The organism is Pseudomonas sp. R2-7-07, from assembly GCF_003852355.1.
In the GTDB taxonomy this organism is placed as follows: Bacteria; Pseudomonadota; Gammaproteobacteria; order Pseudomonadales; family Pseudomonadaceae; genus Aquipseudomonas.
Genome location: NZ_CP027759.1, coordinates 2,587,391 through 2,611,703, shown reverse-complemented (window position 1 = coordinate 2,611,703; position 24,313 = coordinate 2,587,391). Strand labels below are relative to the sequence as shown.

Below are 24,313 nucleotides of genomic sequence, written 5' to 3'. Positions count from 1 at the left end.
AGCCCTGATACGGCGTTTTGCAGAAAACCCGGCAATGCGTGCTATTTTTCGAGGTAGCCACCCGTCGTTGTCTCTTGGAATAATGGGTGTTGTCATTTTTCAAAGCGTGATACGCAAGGCTTTTTCATGAATGGAACATCCACCGGTAGCGAAGCCGCAGCAATGATCGAGCGGCTGGACTGGGCGCAAAGCCCCCTCGGTGAGGCCAATGATTGGCCGCAAAGTCTGCGCACCGCCGTGGATATCGTGGTGCATTCGCCCATGCCGATGCTGCTGCTCTGGGGCGAGCAGCTCACCCAGCTGTATAACGATGGTTTCGCCCGGCTGGCCGGCAACAAGCACCCCGGCGCCCTGGGCCAGCCGGTGCACGCGACCTGGCCGGAGCTGCAAAGCTTCGCCGCGCCGGTCTACGACGCGGTGCTCAGCGGCCAAGTGCGCACCTTCAGCGAGCAGCGCTTCGTGCTGCAGCGCAACCAGCGCGACACTGAAATCTGGCTTGACCTGACCTACAGCCCAGTGCGCGATGAAAGCGGCCGCGTGGCCGGCATCCTGGTCACGGCCATCGAAACCAACGAGCGGCGCCGCCAAGCCCTCGAACTGCAACAGCGCTCCGAAGACAGCCTCAAGGCCCAGCACAACACCGAGCAACGACTGCAACTGGCCCTGGCGGCGACCGACGCGGTAGGCACCTGGGACTGGGACATCGGCGAAGACCGGTTTATCGCCGACGCACATTTCGCTTACCTGCACGGCGTCGACCCCAATGACGCCGGCCTGCTGCCCATCAGCGCCTACCTGCTCGGCGTGCATCCCGAAGACCGTGGCACGGTCACGCGCAGCATCAAGCATTGTATTACCTTCGGCACCGAATACGCCGAGGAATACCGCCTGCTGCAAGCCGACGGCCAGGTACGCTGGGTGTTTGCCCGTGGCCGCTGCTACAAGGACCCGCAAGGCCGCCCCGCCCGTTTCCTCGGTGCCGCACTGGACCTCACCGAGCGCAAGCACACCGAGCAGGCGCTGCGTCAAAGCCAGACCGAACTGCAACTGATCATCAACGCCATGCCGGTGCTGATCGGCTATGTCGACCACGAGCAACGCTTTCGCTTGAACAACAGCGCCTACCTCGACTGGTACGGCAAGACGCCTCAGGAACTGTACGGCAAGACCATCCGTGAGGTGCTGGGCGACGAGGTGTACGCCGGGCGCGCAGACAAGATCGCCGCCGCGCTCAACGGCAAGGCGTGCAGCTTCATGACCGTCACGCCGCATCGCGACGGGCGGCCGCGCCATGCGTTGATGAAGTACCTGCCGCGCTTCTGCACTGACGGCTCGGTGAACGGTTTCTACATCTTTGTGATCGACGAGACCGAACGCAAACTCACCGAGGAAGCCCTGCGCCACCTCAACGAAAACCTCGAAGAGCGCGTGGCCCAGCGCACCCAGGCGCTGGCCGAGGCCAACCAGCGCCTGCAAAACGAAATGTTCGAGCGCGAGCGGGCTGAAGACGCGCTGCGCCACGCGCAAAAAATGGAAGCCGTGGGCCAGCTCACCGGCGGTATCGCCCACGATTTCAACAATATGCTCACCGGCATCATCGGCAGCCTCGACCTGATGCAACGCTACATCGCCGACGGCCGCAGCGAAGACATCGGCCGCTTTGCCGATGCCGCCGTGGCCTCCGCCCACCGCGCCGCCGCCCTCACCCACCGGCTGCTGGCGTTCTCGCGGCGCCAGACGCTGGACAAACGCCCCACCGATCCCAACCAGCTGGTGGCGTCCCTGGAAGATCTGTTCCGCCGCACCAAGGGCGCGCATATCACGCTTAATGTGCAGCTGGGCAAGGACATCTGGCCGGTGAACACCGACGCCAGCCAACTGGAAAATGCCCTGCTCAACCTCGTCATCAATGCCCGCGACGCCATGCCCGACGGCGGTGAACTGCTGATCGAAACCGCCAACAGCTATCTGGACGGTACCGATATCACCACCCTGGAGCCGGTCAAGGCCGGCGACTACGTGATGCTCGGCGTGCGCGACAACGGCAGCGGCATGGCGCCGAAAATCCTCGCCAAAGCCTTCGATCCGTTCTTCACCACCAAACCCATCGGCCAGGGCACCGGCCTGGGCTTGTCGATGATCTACGGCTTTGCCCAGCAATCGGGGGGCCATGTGACTATCCAGAGCGAACCGGGCCAGGGCACCTGCGTGCGCCTGTACCTGCCGCGCCTGCACGGCACCGCGCTGGAAAGCAACCTGCCCGCCAGCCTGGCCGAAGCGCCGCTGGCCCTGGCCGGCGAAGCGGTGGTGGTGGTCGAGGACGACCCGGCGGTGCGCATGCTGGTGGTCAATCTGCTCGACGAGCTGGGTTACACCGCGCACCAGGCGGCGGACGCGCGCACGGCGCTGCCGTTGCTGGAGTCGGATCTACGCGTCGACCTGCTGGTGACCGACGTCGGCCTGCCGGGCATGAACGGCCGGCAACTGGCGGAAATCGCCCGCCAGCACCGGCCGGGGCTGCGCGTGCTGTTCATGACCGGTTACGCCGAAAAAGCCGCCGAGCGCCAGGGCTTTCTGGAGCACGGCATGGACATGGTGGCCAAGCCGTTTTCCATTGACCTGCTGGCGACCAAAATCCGCAGCATGATCGGCGTCGATGCCTGAGTTCAGGCATAATCGCGCGCCGTCGCACACCTGGTAGAGATCGATGAAAGCCCAAGCCCGTCATATCCTGGTGAAAACCAGTGAAGAAGCCGAACAGCTCAAGCAGCGCATTGCCAAGGGCGAAGCCTTTGATGTGCTGGCCAAGAAGTACTCCACTTGCCCGTCGGGCAAGCGCGGCGGTGATCTGGGTGAAGTGCGGCCAGGGCAGATGGTCGGGGCCATTGATGCAGTGATCTTCAAGAAACCGCTGCGGGTGGTGCATGGGCCGGTCAAGAGCAAGTTTGGTTATCACTTGGTGCAGGTGTTTTACCGGGACTGAGGGGTTGGCTTTACACCGTTATCGGGGGCAAGCCCCCTCCCACACTTGATTTGTGAATACATCACAATGTGGGAGGGGCTTGCCCCCGATCCGCCGCAGGCGGCCATTCACCTGGGTATCAATGCCCCCGGCACCTGAATCACTCGACTCGCCAACCGATGCCCGGCCAACGCAGCCTGCTCCGGCGAACCGCCCTTGAGCCGACCGGCCAAATACGCCGCACTGAACGAATCCCCCGCCGCCGTGGTGTCCACGACCTTCTCCACCTTCAACGCCGGCACGGCAAAGCGCTCGTCGGCGCAACGGATCAAACAGTCATCCGCGCCGCGCTTGAGCACCACCTCCTCAATCTTCGGGTAGGCCGCAAACACCTGCTCGCTGTCGGCATAACCGAACAACGCGCGCTCGTCGTCCTCGGTCAGCAAGGCGATATCCACCTCGGCCAACACGCGGTGATACGCCGCGCGGGCCGCCTCGATGTTCGCCCACAGACGCGGCCGGTAGTTATTGTCGAATACGACCTTGGCGCCGCGACGCCGGGTTTCGATCAGGCTTTCCAGTAAACGCTCACGCCCGATTTCCCCCAGCACCGCCAGGGTGATGCCGCTGAAATACACCCAGTCATAGCCCGGCAGGGCTGCCAGGATCGGCTCGGCGGCCGGCGTGGTAAAACAGTCGCGCACAGCCGCTTCGTTGCGCCAGTAGAGGAATTTGCGCTCGCCGTTGGCGTCGGTCTGGATGCAATACAATCCCGGCAAACGCCCGGCCAGGCGCTGGACCATGCCCAGCCCGAGGCCTTCATCAGCCCACTGTTGGCACATGGCATCGCTGAAACTGTCATCGCCCAGGGCGGTGACGTAATCGACAGTGCCGAGATCGCCCAGCTCGCGGCGCAGGTACACCGCCGCGTTCAGGGTGTCGCCGCCGAAGCTCTGGTGCAGGCTGCCGTCGGCGCGGTGTTGCAGTTCGATCATGCATTCGCCGATGAGGGCGATGCGCGGTTTAGTGGTCATGGCTGCTGTCTCGGTGGGGCTGATGGACTCATCGGGGGCAAGCCCCCTCCCACATTTGGAATGCATTGCCCTGTGGGAGGGGGCTTGCCCTCGATAGGCGCGACTCGGTCTAGAAGCAGGTGCGCAGGGACTCGATCACCCGCAGTTGCTCATCCACCAGGCAACCCACCTGCCACTTGTCGAAGGTCAGGCATGGATGGGAAGTACCAAACGAAATGATGTCGCCAATACGCAGTTCAACCCCCGGCGCCACGGTCATGAACGCGTGTTGGTCCATCACGGCGGTCACCTGGCACGCGCTCACATCATCGCCCTCTGCCGGTAAAATTCCGGCCTTGTAGCGCTTGAGCGGCACCGGCAGACCGGCGTCGTAGGCTACGTCGCGCTTGCCCAGGGCGATCACCGCAAAGCCCGGTTCCGGCAACGATTGCACATGGGCCCAGACTTCCAGCGCCGGGCGCAGGCCTTCGTTGAGGTCGCTGCGACGGTCAAGCACACAGCATTGCGCGTCTTTGTAGATGCCATGGTCGTGGGCCACGTAGCTGCCGGGGCGCAGGACGCTGAGGAAGCGGCCGGCGGCATTCTGCGCCTCGAACGATTCGGCAATCAGGTCATACCAGGCCGAACCCGACGCCGTCACGATTGGGGTGGGCAGGTCGAAATAGCCGTTGTCTTGCAGGTCTACCGCCTGGCGCACCAGGCTGGCCGCGAACGCACGAATGCCGCTGATCGCCTGATCGCCGTGGATCACGCCTTCATAGCCTTCAATACCGGTAAGGGCCAGGGCCGGCTGGGCCTTGATCGCCTCTGCCAGCTCGCGCACTTGCTGCTCGCTGCGGCAACCGCAACGGCCACCGACCACGCCGTACTCGATCATCACGTTCAGGCGCAGACCACGGGCGGCGAAGAACAGGCCGAGGTCGGCGACGTTGTCCGGATGGTCGACCATGCAGTGAAAATCGAAAGCCGGGTCGGCCAGCAGGTCGGCAATCAGCGCCATGTTCGGCGCGCCGACCAGTTGGTTGGCCATCAGCACACGGCGCACCCCGCCGGCGTAGGCGGCGCGGGTCTGCACCGCAGTGGCCAGGGTAATGCCCCAGGCGCCCTGGGCGAGTTGATGCTGAAACAGCGCCGGCATCATGCTGGTCTTGCCGTGTGGCGCCAACTGCGCGCCGCTGTCACTGACGAATTGCTGCATCCAGCGAATGTTGTGTTCCAGGGCCTCGCGGTGCAGCACCAGGGCCGGCAGGCTGACATCGCGGACCAGGTGAGCGCCAACTGCGGCGGCGCCTTTTTCAACGGCATTGAAGGCAGACATGGGAAATTCCTATTCGTTGATGCGCCGGGCCAGGTTGTTGGCGCTGTCGATCAGCACCCGGCGATAGTCGTGATAGTTTTTGCTCGCATCGGCCCGCGGGGCGACGATGCACAGCGTCGCAATGCTGACGCCCTGCGCGTCGCGCACCGGGGCGGCAAAGCAGTGGGTAAAGGTGTCGGCGACGCTATCGAAGGAGAAGAACCCGTCGAGGGTGGCCTGGCGGATCTGCGCCAGGAAGGTCTCCAGGGGCAGGCGCAGGCCATCCGGCAGGATGAAATCGTCGGGATCGATCAAGTCGATGATTTGCCGGTCGCTCAAATGCCCGAGCAGCAGGCGCCCGGAGGCGGTCCAGGGGATCGGCGCGTTTTCGCCGATATCCGAGGAAATACGAAAATGCCGCTCGCCTTCGCGCATCAGCGCCACCGTGTACTTGCGCCCGTTGAGCAGGCACATCTGCGCGGTTTCGTGGGTCTGGCTGACGATCTCCTGCAAGGCGTGGTCGGCCTCGCGGGTCAGGTCGAAGTGGCGCAGGTGCGCCTGGCCGAGGAAGTACAGCTGGCGTCCGAGGTAGACGTGACCGTCCTTGCCCACGGTTTCCAGGATGCGCCGCTCGAGCAGCGAGGCGACCAGTTCGTAGACCGTGGACTTGGGGCTGCCGATGCCGCTGGCGATGTCATTCGGGCGCAGTGGCTGGCCGATTTCCTTGAGAAAATCGAGGATATCGAACGCACGGTCCAGGCCTTTGGCGCGGCGTTTGATGGTGTCTTCGGTCATGGCAGTGTTAAGTCCTGACAAGGTGTGTGCTGCACAGTAATCCCCTGTGGGAGGGGGCTTGCTCCCGATGGCGGTGTGCCAGTGCATACATCTGTTGCTGATACACCGCTATCGGGGGCAAGCCCCCTCCCACATTTGATCCATTGTGGCTTCAAGAGATGGGCAATTTAGCCTTTTTTCTTGTAGGCCACGCAATCGATCTCCACCTTGCAGTCCACCATCATGTTGGCCTGCACACAGGCGCGCGCCGGGGCGTGTTCCGGGGTGAAGTATTCGCCGAAGACTTTGTTGAAACTCCAGAAATCCCGTGGGTCTTCCAGCCATACGCCGACGCGCACCACGTCTTTCAATTCGTAGCCGGCCTCTTCCAGAATCGCCACCACGTTGCGCATCGTCTGGCGGGTTTGCTCGATGATGCCGCCATTGATGATTTCACCGTCCACCGCCGGCACCTGGCCCGACACATACAACCAACCATCGGCTTCCACCGCACGGGCGAAAGGACGTGGCTGGCCGCCGCCGGCGGTGCTGCCGGTACCGTAACGAGTAATGCTCATAAAATAGCTCCTGATTAAAAACGAATGCTCTTGAGAAATTCCGCCAGACGCGGTGACTGCGGCCGCTCGAAGATGTCCTTCGGCGAGCCCTGTTCTTCGATGCGGCCCTGGTTCATGAAGACGATCTTGTCCGAGACCTCATAGGCAAAGCGCATTTCGTGGGTGACCAGCAACATGGTCATGCCCTCCTCCGCCAATCCCTTGATCACGTTGAGCACTTCGCCCACCAGCTCCGGGTCGAGGGCCGAGGTGACTTCGTCGAACAGCATCAGGCTGGGGTTCATGGCAATGGCCCGGGCAATCGCCACGCGCTGTTGCTGGCCGCCGGACAACTGGCCGGGAAAGTGATTGCGACGTTCCAGAAGTCCCACACGGTCGAGCCATTTTTCCGCGAGCGACACGGCCTCGTCCTTAGGCATTTTCTTAACTTTCAACAAACCCAGGGTCACGTTCTGCAAGGCGGTCAAATGCGGGAACAGGTTGAACTGCTGGAACGCCATGCCGGTCATGGCGCGGTGCTGGGCGATCACCCGCTCGGGGTGACGCACGCGCTTGCCGGCCACGTCGCTGTAGCCGATGGACGCGCCATCGAGGGTAATCTGCCCGCCCTGGAATTCTTCCAGCAGGTTGACGCAACGCAACAGGGTGGTCTTGCCCGAGCCGCTGGAACCGATCAAGGTCACCACGTTGCCACGCTGCAGGCTCAGGTCGACGCCCTTGAGCACTTCGACGTCCCCGTATTGCTTGCGCAGGCCACGAATGTTCAGCAGCGGTTCGATTGTTTGAGGTTGATTCATGGCAAGGCCACCCGCTTTTCAATGTAGCGCCCGAATAACTCGATGGCGTAGTTGATGACAAAGAACATGAAGCCTGCGAACAGGTAGAACTCCAGGGTCATGAAGGTGCGCGCAATGACTTGCTGGGTGCTCAGCAGCAGCTCCGCAACGCCGATCACCGAGAGCAGGGTCGAGGCCTTGACGATTTCCGTGGAGGAATTGACCCAGGTCGGCAGGATCTGCCGCAGCGCCTGGGGCAACAGCACGTAGCCCAGGGACTGGTAGAACGTCAGGCCAATTGCCTTGCCCGCTTCCAGTTGCCCACGGGGGATGGCCTGCAGCGCACCGCGCACGATTTCCGCGACATGGGAGCCACAGAACAGCGTGAGCCCGACCGCGCCGGCCTGGAACGCACTGATTTGCCAACCGAGCGCCGGCAGCATGTAGAAACACGCCAATACCAGCACGAATACCGGCGTGCCACGAATCAGGTCGACATACAGGCGAAACGGCGCACGCATCCAGAACTTGCCGTAGGTCAGCACCAGCCCGGCGAAGATACCGATCAGGGTGCCGAAGATAATCGCCAGCGCCGAGCAGTAAATGCTGGTCTGGAACCCGGCCCACAGCGTCTCCCGGGCGATCCACAGTTCATGCAGCCAGCTAGGGGATTCGTACATGGAAAACCCTCCTTAACGACGGATCGCCAGACGCTGTTCCAGGTAACGGAGCAGCATGGCAATGAGGTAACAGGCGGCCACGTAGAGCGCCGTCGTCACCAGCCAGGTTTCGATCACCCGGTAGCTTTCGACGTTGATCTTGCGGGCGTAATAAGTCAGCTCCGGCACCGCAATCGCAGCGGCCAGCGAGGTGTCCTTGAACAGCGAGATAAAGTTGTTCGACAGCGCCGGCAGCACGTTGCGCAGCATCACCGGCACGGTGATATACGCGCGGATACGCCACTCACCCAGGCCGATCGCCAATCCGGCTTCGCGCAAGCCCTTGGGAATGTTCAACAGCCCGGCGCGGAACACTTCGGTCAGATAAGCGCCGGCGTACAGCGACAAGGTGATGATGAACGAAGGGATTTTATCCAGGCGGATCCCCAGCGACGGCAAGGCAAAATAGATCAACAGGATCAGCACCAGGATCGGCGTATTGCGCACCACCGTCACATACACCGAAGCGAACACACGCAACGCCCGGTGCCTGGACAGCATGGCAAACGCCATCAGCAGGCCGATCACGCAGCCGATGGCGATCGACAGCAAAGCCAACTGCAGGCCCAGGCCGAGCCCCGCCAGCAAGGTGTCGAAATCACGCCACACGGCGGCAAAGTTCAGCTGATAGTTCATGGTCGGCAGTACCTGAGTGGGGCGCCATCAAGCACGCCCCGATTGTTCTGGATCACTTGAATTCCACAGGAAAACCAATCGCCGGCTCTGGCAGGTCCACGCCGAACCATTGCTTGAACGACGCCTTGTAGGCGGGGAATTCAACGCCGGTCATGGCCTCATGCAGCGCGGTATTGACGAAGTTCAGCCAGTCCTGGTCGCCACGCTTGACCGCGCACGCGTAGGTCTGCGGGCTCCAGGCGTAGGCCGGGCTGCGGTAGCGGCCGGGGTTTTGCACCATCAGGTATTTGACCGACGACTGATCGGTGGCGGCGGCATCGGCGCGACCGGAGTTCACGGCCTGGTACATCAGGTCGACGCTGTCGTACTGGTCAACCTTGGCCTTGGGCAGCGCCTGGTGGACCAATTCTTCGGCATACACGTTCTGCAGCACGGCCACGGTGACGCCATCGCCCGCCGCCTGCAGGTCTTCGATTTCCTTGTACTTGCTGTTATTCGGCAACAGCAGGCCCACGCCTTCGCGGTAATACGGCAGGGTGAAGGCCACTTGCTGCGCACGGCTGGCGGTGACGGTGATGAACTGGCAACTCATGTCGACCTTGTCGGTCAGCAGGTTGGGAATACGCGCGTCGGAAGACTGCACCACGTACTCGACCTTGCTCGGGTCGTTGAACAAGCCCTTGGCCACGATGCGACCGATGTCGATATCAAACCCCTGCAACTTGCCATCCGCTCCCTGGAAGTGCCACGGCGCATTGGTACTGCCTGTACCCACGATGAGGTGCCCACGCTTGAGCACATCATCGAGCTTGCTGTCCGCTGCCTGCGCAAGGCTGGCAACGGTAGCCGATGCGGCGAAAAGAAAAACACACGCTTTGAACACGGAAGGTCGGTGATGCATGACAAGCACTCCAGGAGTTGTGTATTCCGCTATACCGGAACTTGGTATGTAACAACGGAATAGACAGCAGAAAGTGTGCCATAGGCGCTGAAGGAAACCTATGCCGGGGAGAAATCCTTTATGGATCAGCGAGATAGTTTCTGGAGGGTTTTACGGCGTTGCGCCATCATCCAGCCACGCTGCTACTCAATGCCCCACAACGATGTTACTGCGCACCAACTGTGCGCCCTTGGACTAATCTGTAGAGCGAGCAAGCCCCAACATGAAAGGACCCGCGATGAAATTGAGCCTTGGCCTGTTAATGCTGTGTTTTCTGGTGGCTGGCAACGCCGTGGCCAGCGACCGCCGCGACTGCAAGGAAGAACTGCAAAAACTCAAGGAAGCCTTCGACACCAACTACACCAGCCAGAACCATCATGACTACCGCGACGCCAAAGCGGCCCGCGACAATGAGGAATACCGCAAGTGCGCAAGCCAGGCGCGCAAGGCACGGGAACGGCTGGAGCGTGGGCCGGACCTGTGAAGGTTGACAGTAGACGCGGGTGAGCCAGCGGCTTAGCGTTGGCACACACCCACGCTAGCGGCAGGAGATCACCATGGGCGCAGCCACGCGAACAATTTCCAGCGCAAAGGACTTCCAGCGCGTGCTGAACACACCGCGCCCGGTCTTCATCCTGTTCGTTTCAGAGCACTGCCCTGCCTGCGCCAGCGCGGTCCCCTTATTCGAACAGGTTGCCTGGCAACATCCGTGGATCGTGCGCATGGTGCTCGATTGCGCGCACACCCCAAGGCACCCTGACGTTACCGGTACGCCAACGCTGCTGGTCTACGAGCGCGGCAACAGGGTGGAACTGCACAAGGGTTTCGGCCCCGTGGAGGAGCAACAGCAGTTCGTGCACGCGCTATTCATGCGCTTTGACCGGAGCAAGGCCGCAAAACCACCTGGGTCACCCGCCGCTCTTCAACCGCAGCCACCGTTAATCGCCAGCCCTCATATTCCAGGCTATCGCCCACCACAGGCAGACGGTCGAGCAGGCTCATCAGCAGGCCAGCCAGCGTTTGATAATCCTCGGTAGCCGCCGCCTTGAAGCCGGTGCGCTGACCGACCTGGCTCAGGTTCAGGGCGCCACTGGCGCGAAAGCCGTCGCCCTCCTCGACGATATCCGGCCCCTCGATTTCGCTGGCGTCCGGCAATTCACCGGCGATGGACTCGAGGATGTCGGTCATGCTCAACACCCCCATGAAGTCGCCGAATTCGTTGATCACAAAGGCGATGTGGGTGGATTCCTGACGCATTTGCTCCAAGGCATTGAGGATCGAAAAGCTCTCCAGCAGGTTGATCGCCCGACGCGCCAGATGCTCAAGGTTCGGCTCGTTGCCGGCCAGATACTCCTTGAGCAACTCCTTTTTGTGCACAAAGCCCAGGGGCTCATCGACCGCGCCGTTGCGGATCAACGGCAGCCGCGAGTAGGACGAATGCATCAGCTTCAGGCGAATACTCTCGGGATCGTCCGCCAGGTCGATGCAGTCGACCTTGGCCCGTGGCGTCATCAACGTGCGGATCGGCCGTTCGGCCAGTTGCAGCACACCGCTGATCATCACCCGTTCGCGTCGGTCGAACAGCGGACCTTGCGCAGTATCCACCTCGCCCAGCAGGTCGGCGACCTCTTCACCCACCTCTTCCACCGCCAGGCTGCGACCGCCGAGCAAGCGCATCACTGCGTGGGCCGTACGTTCGCGCACCGGCAACACACCCTGCGCCGATTTCTTGCGCCGCGAACGGGCGATCTGGTTGAACACTTCAATCAGGATCGAGAAGCCGATCGCCGCGTACAGGTAGCCTTTCGGAATATGGAAGCCCAGGCCTTCGGCGGTCAGCGCGAAGCCGATCATCATCAGGAAGCCCAGGCACAGCATGATCACGGTCGGGTGCGCGTTGACGAAGCGAGTCAACGGCTTGCTCGCCACGATCATCAGACCGATGGACACGATCACCGCGATCATCATCACCGCCAGCTCATCGACCATGCCCACGGCGGTAATCACCGCATCGAGGGAGAACACGGCGTCGAGCACCACGATCTGCGCCACGATCGGCCAGAACATCGCGTAAGCCACATTGCCCTTATGCTGGGCCACATGCCCTTCCAGGCGCTCATGCAATTCCATGGTGGCCTTGAACAACAGGAACACACCGCCGAACAGCATGATCAGGTCACGGCCGGAGAAGCTCTTGTCGAACACCTCGAACAGCGGCTGGGTCAGTGTCACCAACCAGGAAATACTTGCCAGCAGGCCCAGGCGCATCAGCAAGGCCAGGGACAAACCGATCAGCCGCGCACGGTCGCGCTGCTCCGGCGGCAGCTTGTCCGCCAGGATCGCGATAAACACCAGGTTGTCGATACCCAGCACCAGTTCCAGCACAATCAAGGTCGCCAGGCCGAGCCAGGCCGTTGGATCCGCTAACCATTCCATTTATAGAGCCTCTGTATTCAAGAATGCCGGGCACGGCAAAACGCGGTCAATGGACCGGGACAAGGTTAGTCGATGCAATATGGGGTGCTTGTGCGGGAGTCTTGGGGAAAGACGACTGGGAGGCTCCGAGAGGGTGTTCATGCAAGTCCTGAGGTAACGAAAGGACTTGAATCCTACAGCCCAAATACGATTTGCCTACAACGCAAAACTATTACAAAACCTGTCTTCTGAACCCACACAAAACCCATGTGGGAGGGGGCTTGCTCCCGATGGCGGTGTGCCAGTGAGCGCATCTGTCAAGATCGTGCTCACGCTCCCGCGTGGGAATGCAGCCCGTGACGCTCTGCGTCACCGGACGTTGGCGGGACGCGGAGCGTCCCGAGCGGCGTTACCACGCGGAGCGTGGGAACGATCAATCGGGAGCAAGCCCCCTCCCACATTTTGATCTGCGGCGTGTCAGGACTTCCGGGTGGCATCATCCAGCGCGAGGATGGTGTGGGCATTGGTAACGGTCGTTGCCAGGGTGTTGATCACCCCCGACCGCAACGCCCCCAAGGTCGCCGCCGCTTTGGTGTTCTCACTGGCAATCGCCACCACGTCCGGGATGCGGAACAGTTCCTGCACCGTCAGGCCGATGACCCGCCCCTGGATGGCGTTGACCGCCGGCTGGCCGTGGATGTCGATAAAGTCGTAACCCATCATGTCGCCCACCGTGCCGGACAAGCGTGCCTGGGCGATTTCCTGGGGCGAGAACCAGCCCATGCGCACCATGTTGCTGTTTTCGCTCATGTCGCCGATGCCGATCAAGGCAATATCGGCGCGGCGCGCGCGGTCCAGGGTCGAGCGCACCGTGTCGTTATTGATCAACACACCGCGCAGTTCCGGGTTGGCCACCAGCGCCGGGGCGTACAGGCTTTCACTTTCGCCACCAAAGCGCAGGGCCAGGCGCCGGCAGATATGGTCGGGGTTCATGTACTCGCCGGCCTTGAGCGAACCGCCGATGGCGCAGACAAACGTGCAGTTGCGCGTCACCGGCAGAAAGACGTTATCAGCCACCGCACCGACGTTACGCCCCATGCCCACCGCGACGATCATGCCGTCGCCCAGGGTTTTGTTCAGGTAATTGGCCACCAGGCTGGCGACGGCCGAGCGCTGGGTGTCCGGGTCGCTGTGATCGACCGCGATCAACGCGCGATCCAGCTTGAAGCGCTCGACCAGCGCCCGCTCCAGCTCATTGTTCATCGCCGGGTGCTGCAACACCCGCACCTCGACAATGCCTTCATCGCGTGCCCGCTTGAGCAAGCGGCTGACCTTGGCCCGCGACAGGTCGAAGCGCTTGGCGATGGCCTCCTGAGTGACGTTCTCGAGGTAATAGAGCATCGCCACTTCGGTCATCTGATCGATATCGCTGGCCATGCGCTGGCTACTGTCACTCATGGGGACGGGCTTCCGTTTCGGCGTCAAAGGCGCATTCTCCCGACTCTTGCCCCGCGCCGTCCACTATTGATGCCCATCGCGCTCGATCGCGTTGATGCGCGCAACCTTGGCCCCGGAGCGCGCAGCCTCGAACTCCGAGGCCAGGAACGCGGTGACGACGCTCTTGGCCAGTTCAATGCCGATGACCCGCGCGCCGATGGACAGGATCTGCGCATCGTTGCTTTTGCGCGCACGCTCGGCCGAGTAGGTGTCGTGGGCCTGAGCCGCACGAATGCCGAACACCTTGTTGGCGGAAATGGCCATGCCGATCCCGGTGCCACAAACCAGCACGCCGAGACGCTGCTGCCCGGCGGTGATGGCATTGGCCACCGCCAGGGCAATGTCCGGGTACAGCACCGGTGCGGTGGAATGCGTGCCGAAATCGGTCACCGGGTAACCCAGCGCTTCGATATGCCGCTTCAACAATTCCTTGAGCTCAAAGCCCGCTTCATCGCATCCGATAGCCACCGGGAAAGGTGTGTTCATGGCGTCTGGCTCCGCTGCCGTCATCGTACTTACGACTGATCATATGATCACTCAATGAAATTTCGCTCAGGCATTTCTCGGGCATATGGGCTGATCTGTCAAGCTCGTTTTTATCAGAGCTCCCGCTAATGCGGCATTAAAAGCGAATACCGCCACGCCAGATGAGAATCATCGCTTTCAAGTGAAAGAGATTGACTGATCAGAATTTCATTTGGTACACATATGCTCACAGCGAAACATGACTGTGCGACCTAATAAGAATTCACAGCACGAGGACACGCCGATGGCCACGCCATTACTGCTCCAGGCTGAACACGTCGCCAAGGCTTACGCCGGGGTCCCTGCCCTGCGTGACGGGCGCCTCTCTCTGCGGGCCGGCAGCGTGCACGCCCTGTGTGGCGGCAATGGCGCCGGCAAGTCGACCTTCCTGAGCATCCTGATGGGCATCACCCCGCGCGACGCCGGCAGCATCCTGCTCAATGGTGTTGCCGTGCAGTTCAACCGCCCGAGCGAAGCCTTGGCGGCGGGGATCGCGATGATCACCCAGGAGCTGGAACCCATTCCCTACATGAGCGTCGCCGAAAATATCTGGCTGGGCCGCGAACCGCGCCGCGCCGGCTGCATTGTCGACAGCAAGGCGCTCAACCGCCGCACCCGCGAGCTGCTCGAAGGCCTGGAGTTCGACGTCGACCCCACCAGCCCCATGCACCGCTTGAGCGTGGCGCAGATCCAACTGGTGGAAATCGCCAAGGCGTTCAGCCATGACTGCCAGGTGATGATCATGGACGAACCCACCTCGGCCATCGGCGAGCGCGAGGCAGAAACCCTGTTCAAGGCGATTCGCCGCCTCACTGCACGCGGCGCGGGCATTGTGTACGTGTCGCATCGCCTGAGCGAGTTGGCGCAGATCGCCGACGACTACAGCATCTTTCGCGATGGCGCCTTTGTGGAAAGCGGGCGCATGGCCGATATCGACCGCAACCACCTGGTGCGCGGCATCGTCGGCCAGGAGCTGACGCGGATCGACCACAAGGTCGGCCGTGAGTGCGCCGCCGCCACCTGCCTGCAAGTCGACAACCTGAGCCGCAACGGCGAATTTCACGACATCAGCCTGCAACTGCGCCAGGGCGAAATCCTCGGCATCTACGGCCTGATGGGTTCGGGGCGCAGCGAATTCCTCAATTGCATCTACGGCCTGACCACGCCGGACTCCGGCAGCGTCACCCTGCAAGGCAAGCCCATGCCTGTCGGGCTGCCCAAGGCCACCATCAACGCCGGCATGTCGCTGGTCACCGAAGACCGCAAGGACAGCGGCCTGGTATTGACCGGCAGCATTCTTTCCAACATTGCGCTGTCGGCCTACAAGCGCTTGTCGAGCTGGTCGCTGATCAACGCACGCAAGGAAACCCAATTGGCTGAAAACATGGTCAAGCGCCTGCAGATCAAGACCAGCTCCCTGGACTTGCCGGTGGCCTCCATGAGCGGCGGCAATCAGCAGAAAGTGGTGCTCGCCAAATGCTTGTCCACCGAACCGATCTGCCTGCTCTGCGATGAACCGACCCGGGGCATCGACGAAGGCGCCAAGCAAGAGATCTACCACTTGCTCGACCAGTTCGTACGCGCCGGGGGCGCGGCCATTGTGGTGTCGTCGGAAGCCCCCGAGCTGCTGCACTTGAGCGATCGCATCGCTGTATTCAAGGGCGGCCGGCTGGTGACCATCAGCAGCGACACCGCCCTTTCCCAGGAAGCCTTGTTGAGTCTTGCCTCATGAATGCCAAAACGATTGTTGCGCCCGTTACCGCCGCACCGCGCAACCGCGTGCGCCTGTCCCTCGACCGCTTCGGCCTGCCGCTGGTGTTTATCCTGCTGTGCGTGGTGATGGCGTTCTCCAGCGAGTACTTCATGACCTGGCGCAACTGGATGGACATCCTGCGCCAGACCTCCATCAACGGCATCCTTGCCGTGGGCATGACCTATGTGATCCTGACCAAGGGCATTGACCTCTCGGTGGGCTCGATCCTGGCGTTTGCCGGGCTGTGCAGCGCCATGGTCGCGACCCAGGGCTACGGCCTGCTGGCGGCGGTCAGCGCGGGGATGTTCGCAGGGGCGATGCTCGGCGTGGTCAACGGCTTCATGGTCGCCAACCTGTCGATCCCGCCGTTCGTGGCCACCCTCGGCATGCTCAGCATTGCCCGCGGCATGACCTTCATCCTCAACGACGGCAGCCCGATCACCGACCTGCCTGACGCCTACCTGGCGCTGGGCATCGGCAAGATCGGCCCGATTGGCGTGCCGATCATCATCTTCGCAGTGGTCGCACTGATCTTCTGGATGGTGCTGCGCTACACCACGTACGGGCGCTATGTGTACGCGGTGGGCGGCAATGAAAAAAGCGCGCGCACCTCCGGTATCGGCGTGCGCAAGGTGATGTTCTCGGTGTATGTGGTGTCGGGCCTGCTGGCCGGGTTGGCCGGCGTGGTGCTGTCGGCGCGCACCACTTCCGCCCTGCCCCAGGCCGGGGTTTCCTATGAGCTGGATGCGATTGCCGCCGTGGTGATCGGGGGTACCAGCCTGTCGGGCGGCACCGGCAGCATCGTCGGCACTTTGTTCGGCGCGCTGTTGATCGGCGTGATCAACAACGGGCTGAACCTGCTCGGCGTGTCCTCCTATTACCAGCAGGTCGCCAAAGGCCTGATCATCGTGTTTGCAGTACTGATCGACGTGTGGCGCAAGAAAAAACGCTAGAGAACGACCCACAACAATAACCGGAGTTCTACTTATGAAACTGGGTACCACCTTGGCCGCTGCGGCGACCTTTACCCTGCTGGCCAGCAGTATCGCCCTGGCCGCCGATGGCAAGACCTACAAGATCGGCGCCGCCGTCTACGGCCTCAAGGGCCAGTTCATGCAGAACTGGGTCCGCGAGCTCAAGGAACACCCTGCGGTCAAGGACGGCACCGTGCAATTGACCGTGTTCGACGGCAACTACGACGCGCTGACGCAGAACAACCAGATCGAAAACATGGTGACCCAGCACTACGACGCGATTCTGTTCGTGCCCATCGATACCAAGGCCGGCGTCGGCACGGTGAAAGCCGCCATGAGCAACGACGTGGTGGTCATCGCCTCCAATACGAAAGTAGCCGATGCCAACGTGCCGTATGTGGGTAACGACGATGTCGAAGGCGGCCGCCTGCAGGCCCAGGCCATGGTCGACAAGCTCAATGGCAAGGGCAACGTGGTGATCATCCAGGGCCCGATTGGTCAGTCGGCACAGATCGACCGGGAAAAGGGCGAACTGGAAGTGCTGGGCAAACACCCGGACATCAAGATCATCGAGAAAAAAACCGCCAACTGGGACCGCGCCCAGGCGCTGACCCTCACCGAAGACTGGCTGAACGCTCACCCCAAAGGCATCAATGGCGTCATCGCCCAGAACGACGACATGGCCCTCGGTGCGGTACAGGCGTTGAAGTCCCATGGGCTGACTTCCAAGGACGTGCCCGTCACCTCCATCGACGGCATGCCGGATGCGATCCAGGCGGCGAAAAAAGACGAAGTCACCACCTTCCTCCAGGATGCCCAGGCCCAGTCCCAGGGTGCGCTGGACGTGGCGTTGCGCGCATTGGCCGGCAAGGACTACAAGCCGCAATCGGTGATATGGGCGCGCTACGGCAACGACGTGAAATGGGGGGATGGCACGGCCAAGAACTACATCCTGCCGTGGGTGCCGGTCACGAATGCCAACGCCGATGCGCTGTACAAGCAGGTCAGTGGCGGTAAGTAGTTATTGACTTGAAACACAGTCAACTGTGGGAGGGGGCTTGCTCCCGATAGCGGTGTGTCAGTTGCTTGATTTATCACTGTTACACCGCCATCGGGAGCAAGCCCCCTCCCACATTGGATCTCCAGCGTTATTGAAAGAGGAGTCATTCATGTCAGGTTTCTGGAACCAAGCCTTCGACCTCAGCGGCCGTTGCGCCGTGATCACCGGGGGCGCCGCCGGCATCGGCCTGGCCTGCGCCACCCTGTTGGTGGAACGCGGTGCCCGCGTGGCCCTGCTGGACCGCGACCCGGCAGTGGTCGAGGTGGCCGCCCGCCTCGGTGCCGGGCACTTGGGCATTGCCATCGACCTCAGCCAGATCGGCCAGATACAACCCACCATCGATCAGGTTTTCGAACAGTTCCAACGCCTGGATTACCTGGTCAACAGCGCCGGCGTGGTGTTACTGGACAAGGCCGTCGAGGTCAGCGAAAGCGCCTGGGACACCACCCTGGATATCAACCTCAAGGCCAGCTTCTTCGTGGCCCAGGCCTGTGCCCGCCACATGCTGGCCCAGGGCAGCGGGCGCATCGTCAATCTCGCCTCCCAGGCTGCCGTGATCGGCCTGGACCGCCACGTCGCCTACTGCGCGAGCAAGGCCGCCATTGTCGGCATGACCAAGGTATTGGCCATGGAATGGGCGCCGCAGATCAACGTCAACGCCATTTCCCCCACCATCGTCGAGACCGCACTGGGCAAGCAAGCCTGGGCCGGCGCCGTGGGCGAACGGGCCAAAACGCAGATCCCGGCGGGACGGTTTGCCCAGCCCGAGGAGATCGCCGGGCTGGCACTCTACCTGCTCAGCGATGCCGCGCAGATGATCACTGGCGCGAACATGCTGATCGACGGCGGCTACAGCATTCAGTAATTCATCTTTATGTCGTGAGGTTTTGTCATGTCCACCGTTACCGAACGCAGTGCTGAACAACTCGCTCCAGTCATCCCGAAAACCATGCAGGCCGTGGTGTGCCATGGCCCGGAAGACTACCGCCTGGAAACTGTCGACGTGCCCACACCGGGGCCTGATGAAATTCTCACCAAGGTCGAGCTGTGCGGCATCTGCATGGGCGACATCAAGACCTATCGCGGCGCGCCGTCGTTCTGGGGCGATGCCGAGCAGCCGCGCTATGTGAAACCGCCGATGATCCCCGGGCATGAATTTGTGTGCCGCGTGGTTGCCCTCGGCCCTGGCGCGGAAAAACGCGGCGTGGCGGTCGGTGAGCGGGTGATTTCCGAGCAGATCGTGCCGTGCTGGGGCTGCCGGTTCTGCAACCACGGCCAATACTGGATGTGCCAGAAGCATGACCTCTACGGCTTCCAGAACAATGTGCAGGGCGCCATGGCCCAGTACATGATTTTCACCAAGGAAGGCATCATCCATAAGGTGCCGGAATCCATCGCCCCGGATGAAGCGATCCTGATCGAACCCCTGGCCTGCTCGCTGCACGCGGCAGAACGCGCCAATGTCGACCACGACGACATCGTCGTGGTCGCCGGCGCCGGCACCCTGGGCCTGGGCATCATCGGCGCGGTGCGTCTGCGCAACCCGAAAAAGCTCATCGTGCTGGACATGAAACCCGAACGCGCCGCCCTGGCCCTGCGCATGGGCGCCGACGAAGTGTGGAACCCGGCCGAAGTCGATGTGCTGGCGAAAATCCGCGCGATCACCGATGGCTACGGCTGCGACATCTATATCGAAGCCACCGGGCACCACAAGGCAGTGAACCAGGGCCTGGCGATGCTGCGCAAATTGGGGCGTTTCGTTGAATTCAGCGTGTTCAATGATGAAGCCACGGTGGATTGGTCGATCATCGGCGACCGTAAGGAGCTGGATATCCTCGGTTCGCACCTGGGGCCATATATGTACCCGCGCGCCATCGACTTTATCGGCAGCCGCAAGATAGACATGCGCGATGTGGTAACCCATAAGTTTGCGCTGGCGGATTTCAAGGAAGCATTTGCGGTGATGGAGCGTGGTGACAAGTCGCTGAAGGTGGTACTTGAGCCTTAAGCACACCACAGATCCATGTGGGAGGGGCGGTGCGACGATTCGACTTGCCCCCGATGGCGGTGTGACAGTCAGCACATCTATTACTGAACCACCGCTATCGGGAGCAAGCCCCCTCCCACACCGGATAGCGGTGAACCAATAAAAAACAGGAACCCGCGTTATGAATCGAGTCATCAACGATCCGGACCAAGTGGTCGAAGACATGCTGCGCGGCATCCTGGTCGCGCACCCTGAACTGCGCCAGTTCGAAACCAACCCACGAGTCATCGTCAAGGCCAAGCCCTCGGCCCAGGGCCGTGTCGGCATCGTCACCGGCGGTGGCTCCGGGCATGAACCGGCCTTTCTCGGCTACGTCGGCCCGGGCCTGGTGGATGCGGTGGCGGTCGGTGAGATTTTCTCCTCGCCCACCGCCAAGAGCTTTTTCGACGCCTTCCGCGCCGCCGACCATGGCGCGGGCGTGGCCTGCCTGTACGGCAACTACGCGGGTGACAACATGAACGTGAAGCTGGCGATGAAAATGGCCGCCAGCAAAGACATGCGTATTCGCACCGTGGTCGCCAACGACGACGTCGCCTCCGCCCCCCAGGCGGATATCGCCAAGCGTCGCGGCGTGGCCGGGGAAATCTTCATGTGGAAGATCGGCGGAGCCGCCGCCGCCCAGCATTACGACCTGGACGGTGTGATTCGCGTCGCGCAGAAAACCGTCGACCACTGTCGCTCGATCGGCATCGGCCTCACGCCCTGCACCATCGCCGCCGTGGGCAAGCCGAACTTCCAGATCCCCGACGGCCAGATGGAACTGGGCATCGGCCATCACGGCGAACCGGGCATCGAAGTGATCCCCATCGAGTCCGCCGCCGCCATGGCCGAGCGCATGCTCGCCCCCATCCTCGCAGACCGCGACTTCAGCCAGGACGACAGTGTGGTGGTGCTGGTCTCCGGTCTCGGCGCCACGCCGGTGATGGAGCTGTACGTGTTCTATGCCGAGGTGGAACGCCAGCTCACGGCCAAGGGTTTGAAGATTCACCGCTGCTATGTCGGCAACTACTTCACCTCCCTGGAAATGATGGGCGTGACCCTGACCCTGCTCGGCCTGGACGCGGAGCTGAAAACCCTGATCGACCAACCCTGCCGTTCCATCGGCATGACCCAGGCGGAGTGAACCATGAGCGAGCATTTTTCCAGCCACGACGGCAGCGCCATCGTCGCCGACTTGGTCAGCGTGATCGTGGCCAACCGTGACTACCTCAGCGAAATCGACGGTGCGATTGGCGACGGTGACCACGGCATTAACATGGCCAAGGGTTTTGCCCACTGCGGGCGCGCACTTGAAGGTCGCCAACTGACCCTGGCGGCAGCCCTGGACGAACTGACCCTGAGCCTGATGGAGGGCATCGGCGGCTCGATGGGCCCGTTGTATGGCAGCCTGTTTATCGGCATGGCCGACGAAGTGCGCGGCAGTGAAGACATCGACGCCGCCACCTTCGCCCGTTTGCTGCGCGGCGGCCTGACGTCGTTGCAGGACATCACCGAGGCGGGTGTGGGTGACAAGTGTTTGATGGACACCCTGATTCCGGCGGTGCAAGCCTTTGAGCGAGCGCACGCCGATGGGGCTTCGTTCAACGCCGCGCTGGAAGCAATGAAAAGCGCTGCTTCCCAGGGGCGTGATTCGACCAGGGATCTGGTGGCGAAGATCGGCAGGGCCAGCCGACTGGGTGAACGCTCGCTAGGGGCGCTGGATGCTGGGGCGGTGTCGTGCTGCCTGATCCTCACGCGGCTGGCGGATTCCATCCAGCCCCGCTTGGCCTGACCGGTGATCGTTCCCACGCTCCGCGTGGGAATACAGCCCTGGACGCTCCGCGTCCCGCCTGCGCGAGGGTGACGCAGAGCGTCACGGGATGCGCGCCCACGCAGAGCGTGGGAGCGATCGAGTTGGTAGTGGATTACCAGAACCGCTGTTGAGTCAGCCGGCTCCACCAAGTCAGCAGCACCCGGTCCACCGAACCACTGGCCGCCAGCCCTACCCGCTCCTGCAGGCTTTTACGCTCCGCATAATGCAGGTGGAACACCTCGGCGGTCTTGGCCTTGGTGGCCAGGTATTCGTCGCTGGTCTGCAGCTCGTCGACCAGTTGCTTGTCGAGGGCGGCGACACCCAGCCACACTTCTCCGGTGGCTACCTCGTCAATCGCCAACTGCGGGCGATAACGCGAGACGAAGTTCTTGAACAATTGGTGCGTGATGTCCAGGTCTTCCTGGAATTTCTCGCGCCCCTTCTCGGTGTTTTCGCCAAACACCGTCAGCGTGCGTTTGTATTCGCCGGCGGTGAGCACTTCGAAGTCGATATCATGCTTTTTCAGCAGGCGGTTGACGTTGGGCAACTGCGCGACCACGCCGATGGAACCTAGGATCGCGAACGGAGCGCTGATGATCTTCTCGCCGATGCACGCCATCATATAGCCGCCGCTGGCCGCGACCTTGTCGATGCACACGGTCAATGGCACACCCGCTTGACGAATACGCGCCAGTTGGGAAGAGGCCAGGCCGTAGCTGTGCACCATGCCGCCGCCGCTTTCCAGGCGCAGCACCACTTCGTCCTTGGGCGTGGCCAGGCTCAGCAGTGCGGTGATTTCATGGCGCAGGCTTTCAGTGGCGGAGGCCTTGATGTCACCGTCGAAATCCAGCACGAATACCCGCGCCTTAGGCTCGGGCTTCTTCTTGCCCTGCTTTTTTTCGGCTTTGCTTTCGGATTTGCGCAGGGCCTTGAGCTGGTCCTTGTCGAGCAGGCTCGATTCCAGGCGCTCGCGCAAGCCCTTGTAGAAATCGTTCAGCTTGCTGACCTGCAACTGGCCAGCGGATTTGCGACGCCCTTTGCTGCGCAGCGCCGCGAAGCTGATCAGCACCACCAGAATAGCGACCACCAGGGTGACGGTCTTCGCCAGAAAGCTCGCATATTCGGCCAAAAAATCCATATGTCTCCTTAAGAATGCACTGCGCCAGGCGCGGATGGCCCAGCATACCGGCGCCAATGCCCGCGGACCAGTGCCCAAACCGCCACCAGCGCACCTCTAACAGGCTTTTAAAACAAGCGTATGTTTTTTCATTGACAGCTCGCGGGCATCCTCATAACCTCGCCAGACTTTCAACGTACCGGGAAAACGGACGTGGGCAGCATCTATCTGATTCGACATGGCCAGGCCTCCTTCGGTGCAGACGACTATGACGTCTTGTCGCCCGTCGGCGTGGAACAAGCCCAGGTACTCGGTCGCCACCTGGCCGACCTGGGGTTGACGTTCGATCGTTGCCTGTCGGGTGACCTGCGCCGCCAGCAGCACACCGCCACCGCCACGTTCGATCAATACAGCGCCCTCGGCCTGCCGGTTCCGCCGCTGGAAATCGACAGCGCGTTCAACGAATTCGACGGCGAGGCGATTATTCGCGGCCTGCTCCCCGACCTGCTCGGCGCCGAACCCGACGCCGTGCACATCCTGCGCAATGGTGCGCAAAACCGCAGCGAATTCCAGCGCATCTTCGCCCTGATCATCGAGCGCTGGCTGGCCGGCACCTACGACCCGCCGGGACTGGAAAGCTGGCTGGGGTTTGTCGAACGTGTCCAGGGCGGCTTGCAGCGCATCCTTGAAGCGGCCGACAACTCGCACAAGATCGCGGTATTTACCTCCGGCGGCACCATCACCGCCCTGCTCCACCTGATTACCCGGATGCCGGCCGCCCAGGCATTCGAACTGAACTGGCAAATTGTCAACACCTCGCTCAACCAACTGAAATTCCGTGGTCGCGAGGTGGCACTGGCTTCCTTCAACAGTCATACCCACTTGCAGCTGTTGAAGGCGCCGCAGTTCATCACTTTCCGATGAATGCGGCCAACCGTGACCCCAAGGTCACTGGACTCTACCCTAAAGGATCGAAACCATGACTGACGTAGCTAAAGCCGTAGAAGCAATGAAAGCCAAATTCAACCCAGCCGCTGCTGAAGGCCTGGACCTGGTATTCGGTTTCCGTATCGACGACACCAAGAACTTTTCGCTGGTGGTCAAAGACAAGACCTGCGAACTGCAGGAAGGTGAAAACCCGGACGCTCAAGTGACCCTGGTCATGGACAGCGAAACCCTGGAAGGCATCGTCGACGGCTCCACCGACGGCATGCAGGCCTTCATGGGCGGCAAACTGCGCACCGAAGGCGACATGATGCTGGCCATGAAGCTGAGCGAGCTGTTTCCTTCCTGATTCAAGGGCAATCCTGAGTCAGATAAAGATCCAGTGTGGGAGGGGGCTTGCTCCCGATAGCGGTGTATCAGTGACAGGTGAGCTGGCTGAGACACCGCTATCGGGAGCAAGCCCCCTCCCACG

At 61.9% G+C, this 24,313-nt stretch carries 24 protein-coding genes and 1 pseudogene; 13 read left to right on the top strand and 12 right to left on the bottom strand.

The window, feature by feature from the left end:
* Nucleotides 1-126 precede the first annotated feature (126 nt).
* A complete protein-coding gene (locus C4J86_RS11885; protein WP_124370522.1) occupies nucleotides 127-2,664 on the top strand; it encodes a PAS domain-containing sensor histidine kinase in 2,538 nt (845 codons plus the stop codon).
* Between the two features lie 43 nt (nucleotides 2,665-2,707).
* A complete protein-coding gene (locus C4J86_RS11880; RefSeq protein ID WP_124362615.1) occupies nucleotides 2,708-2,983 on the top strand; it encodes a peptidylprolyl isomerase in 276 nt (91 codons plus the stop codon).
* A 107-nt stretch (nucleotides 2,984-3,090) separates the two neighbouring features.
* Here C4J86_RS11880 and C4J86_RS11875 read toward each other — a convergent pair whose 3' ends face one another.
* From C4J86_RS11875 to C4J86_RS11840, 8 genes are all read right to left on the bottom strand, one after another.
* On the bottom strand, nucleotides 3,091-3,996 hold the full coding sequence (locus tag C4J86_RS11875; protein ID WP_124370521.1) for a sugar kinase: 906 nt from the start codon (nucleotides 3,994-3,996) through the stop codon (nucleotides 3,091-3,093).
* Between the two features lie 109 nt (nucleotides 3,997-4,105).
* Nucleotides 4,106-5,314, bottom strand: coding sequence for an amino acid deaminase (locus tag C4J86_RS11870; protein WP_124370520.1), 1,209 nt, complete (start codon nucleotides 5,312-5,314; stop codon nucleotides 4,106-4,108).
* Between the two features lie 9 nt (nucleotides 5,315-5,323).
* Nucleotides 5,324-6,088, bottom strand: coding sequence for an IclR family transcriptional regulator (locus C4J86_RS11865; RefSeq protein ID WP_124370519.1), 765 nt, complete (start codon nucleotides 6,086-6,088; stop codon nucleotides 5,324-5,326).
* Between the two features lie 167 nt (nucleotides 6,089-6,255).
* Nucleotides 6,256-6,645: a RidA family protein gene (locus C4J86_RS11860; protein ID WP_032896881.1), complete on the bottom strand. Its 390-nt coding sequence runs from the start codon at nucleotides 6,643-6,645 to the stop codon at nucleotides 6,256-6,258.
* A 14-nt stretch (nucleotides 6,646-6,659) separates the two neighbouring features.
* Nucleotides 6,660-7,442 (bottom strand): amino acid ABC transporter ATP-binding protein, encoded by a 783-nt coding sequence (locus C4J86_RS11855; protein ID WP_124370518.1) that lies wholly within the window; start codon nucleotides 7,440-7,442, stop codon nucleotides 6,660-6,662.
* Nucleotides 7,439-8,101: an amino acid ABC transporter permease gene (locus C4J86_RS11850; RefSeq protein ID WP_124366828.1), complete on the bottom strand. Its 663-nt coding sequence runs from the start codon at nucleotides 8,099-8,101 to the stop codon at nucleotides 7,439-7,441. The genes C4J86_RS11855 and C4J86_RS11850 overlap by 4 nt, the downstream gene beginning before the upstream one ends.
* A 12-nt stretch (nucleotides 8,102-8,113) precedes the next feature.
* Complete coding sequence (locus C4J86_RS11845) at nucleotides 8,114-8,776, bottom strand: amino acid ABC transporter permease (RefSeq protein ID WP_124362609.1); 663 nt, start codon at nucleotides 8,774-8,776, stop codon at nucleotides 8,114-8,116.
* A 52-nt stretch (nucleotides 8,777-8,828) separates the two neighbouring features.
* Complete coding sequence (locus C4J86_RS11840) at nucleotides 8,829-9,677, bottom strand: transporter substrate-binding domain-containing protein (protein WP_124362608.1); 849 nt, start codon at nucleotides 9,675-9,677, stop codon at nucleotides 8,829-8,831.
* A gap of 277 nt (nucleotides 9,678-9,954) precedes the next feature.
* Here C4J86_RS11840 and C4J86_RS11835 point away from each other — a divergent pair, with 277 nt between their 5' ends.
* Together C4J86_RS11835 and C4J86_RS11830 are read left to right on the top strand one after the other, a co-directional pair.
* Nucleotides 9,955-10,200, top strand: coding sequence for a hypothetical protein (locus C4J86_RS11835; RefSeq protein ID WP_124370517.1), 246 nt, complete (start codon nucleotides 9,955-9,957; stop codon nucleotides 10,198-10,200).
* A gap of 73 nt (nucleotides 10,201-10,273) precedes the next feature.
* Nucleotides 10,274-10,558: pseudogene (locus C4J86_RS11830) on the top strand (thioredoxin family protein); the annotation flags it as partial.
* Between the two features lie 25 nt (nucleotides 10,559-10,583).
* Here C4J86_RS11830 and C4J86_RS11825 read toward each other — a convergent pair.
* The 3 genes from C4J86_RS11825 to rpiB form a co-directional block, all read right to left on the bottom strand.
* Nucleotides 10,584-12,152 (bottom strand): TerC family protein, encoded by a 1,569-nt coding sequence (locus C4J86_RS11825; RefSeq protein ID WP_124370516.1) that lies wholly within the window; start codon nucleotides 12,150-12,152, stop codon nucleotides 10,584-10,586.
* Between the two features lie 456 nt (nucleotides 12,153-12,608).
* Nucleotides 12,609-13,589: a sugar-binding transcriptional regulator gene (locus C4J86_RS11815; protein ID WP_124362603.1), complete on the bottom strand. Its 981-nt coding sequence runs from the start codon at nucleotides 13,587-13,589 to the stop codon at nucleotides 12,609-12,611.
* A gap of 63 nt (nucleotides 13,590-13,652) precedes the next feature.
* Nucleotides 13,653-14,114 carry a ribose 5-phosphate isomerase B gene (gene rpiB / locus C4J86_RS11810; RefSeq protein ID WP_124362602.1) on the bottom strand — a complete coding sequence of 154 codons (462 nt, stop codon included), beginning with the start codon at nucleotides 14,112-14,114 and terminating at the stop codon, nucleotides 13,653-13,655.
* Nucleotides 14,115-14,397: 283 nt separating this feature from the next.
* Between rpiB and C4J86_RS11805 the strand changes: the two genes are divergently transcribed.
* The 7 genes from C4J86_RS11805 (at nucleotide 14,398) to dhaL (ending at nucleotide 21,758) form a co-directional block, all read left to right on the top strand.
* Entirely contained in the window at nucleotides 14,398-15,885 is a 1,488-nt protein-coding gene (locus C4J86_RS11805) for a sugar ABC transporter ATP-binding protein (RefSeq protein WP_124370514.1), read from the top strand.
* Nucleotides 15,882-16,859 carry an ABC transporter permease gene (locus tag C4J86_RS11800; RefSeq protein ID WP_124370513.1) on the top strand — a complete coding sequence of 326 codons (978 nt, stop codon included), beginning with the start codon at nucleotides 15,882-15,884 and terminating at the stop codon, nucleotides 16,857-16,859. The genes C4J86_RS11805 and C4J86_RS11800 overlap by 4 nt, the downstream gene beginning before the upstream one ends.
* A gap of 34 nt (nucleotides 16,860-16,893) precedes the next feature.
* The gene (locus C4J86_RS11795; protein WP_124370512.1) at nucleotides 16,894-17,901 is read left to right on the top strand and encodes a substrate-binding domain-containing protein; all 1,008 of its coding nucleotides are present in this window, start codon (nucleotides 16,894-16,896) and stop codon (nucleotides 17,899-17,901) included.
* Nucleotides 17,902-18,049: 148 nt separating this feature from the next.
* Entirely contained in the window at nucleotides 18,050-18,805 is a 756-nt protein-coding gene (locus C4J86_RS11790; RefSeq protein ID WP_124370511.1) for an SDR family oxidoreductase, read from the top strand.
* Between the two features lie 27 nt (nucleotides 18,806-18,832).
* Complete coding sequence (locus C4J86_RS11785; RefSeq protein WP_124370510.1) at nucleotides 18,833-19,948, top strand: zinc-binding dehydrogenase; 1,116 nt, start codon at nucleotides 18,833-18,835, stop codon at nucleotides 19,946-19,948.
* Between the two features lie 160 nt (nucleotides 19,949-20,108).
* Nucleotides 20,109-21,110 carry a dihydroxyacetone kinase subunit DhaK gene (locus C4J86_RS11780; RefSeq protein ID WP_124370509.1) on the top strand — a complete coding sequence of 334 codons (1,002 nt, stop codon included), beginning with the start codon at nucleotides 20,109-20,111 and terminating at the stop codon, nucleotides 21,108-21,110.
* A gap of 3 nt (nucleotides 21,111-21,113) precedes the next feature.
* Entirely contained in the window at nucleotides 21,114-21,758 is a 645-nt protein-coding gene (gene dhaL / locus C4J86_RS11775; protein WP_124370508.1) for a dihydroxyacetone kinase subunit DhaL, read from the top strand.
* A 133-nt stretch (nucleotides 21,759-21,891) separates the two neighbouring features.
* Here the strand turns inward: dhaL and sohB are convergent, their stop codons facing one another.
* Nucleotides 21,892-22,917: a protease SohB gene (gene sohB, locus C4J86_RS11770; protein WP_124370507.1), complete on the bottom strand. Its 1,026-nt coding sequence runs from the start codon at nucleotides 22,915-22,917 to the stop codon at nucleotides 21,892-21,894.
* A 192-nt stretch (nucleotides 22,918-23,109) separates the two neighbouring features.
* Between sohB and C4J86_RS11765 the strand changes: the two genes are divergently transcribed.
* The gene (locus tag C4J86_RS11765) at nucleotides 23,110-23,820 is read left to right on the top strand and encodes a histidine phosphatase family protein (RefSeq protein ID WP_124366817.1); all 711 of its coding nucleotides are present in this window, start codon (nucleotides 23,110-23,112) and stop codon (nucleotides 23,818-23,820) included.
* A 55-nt stretch (nucleotides 23,821-23,875) separates the two neighbouring features.
* Nucleotides 23,876-24,190, top strand: coding sequence for an SCP2 sterol-binding domain-containing protein (locus C4J86_RS11760; RefSeq protein WP_124362592.1), 315 nt, complete (start codon nucleotides 23,876-23,878; stop codon nucleotides 24,188-24,190).
* Nucleotides 24,191-24,313 lie beyond the last annotated feature (123 nt).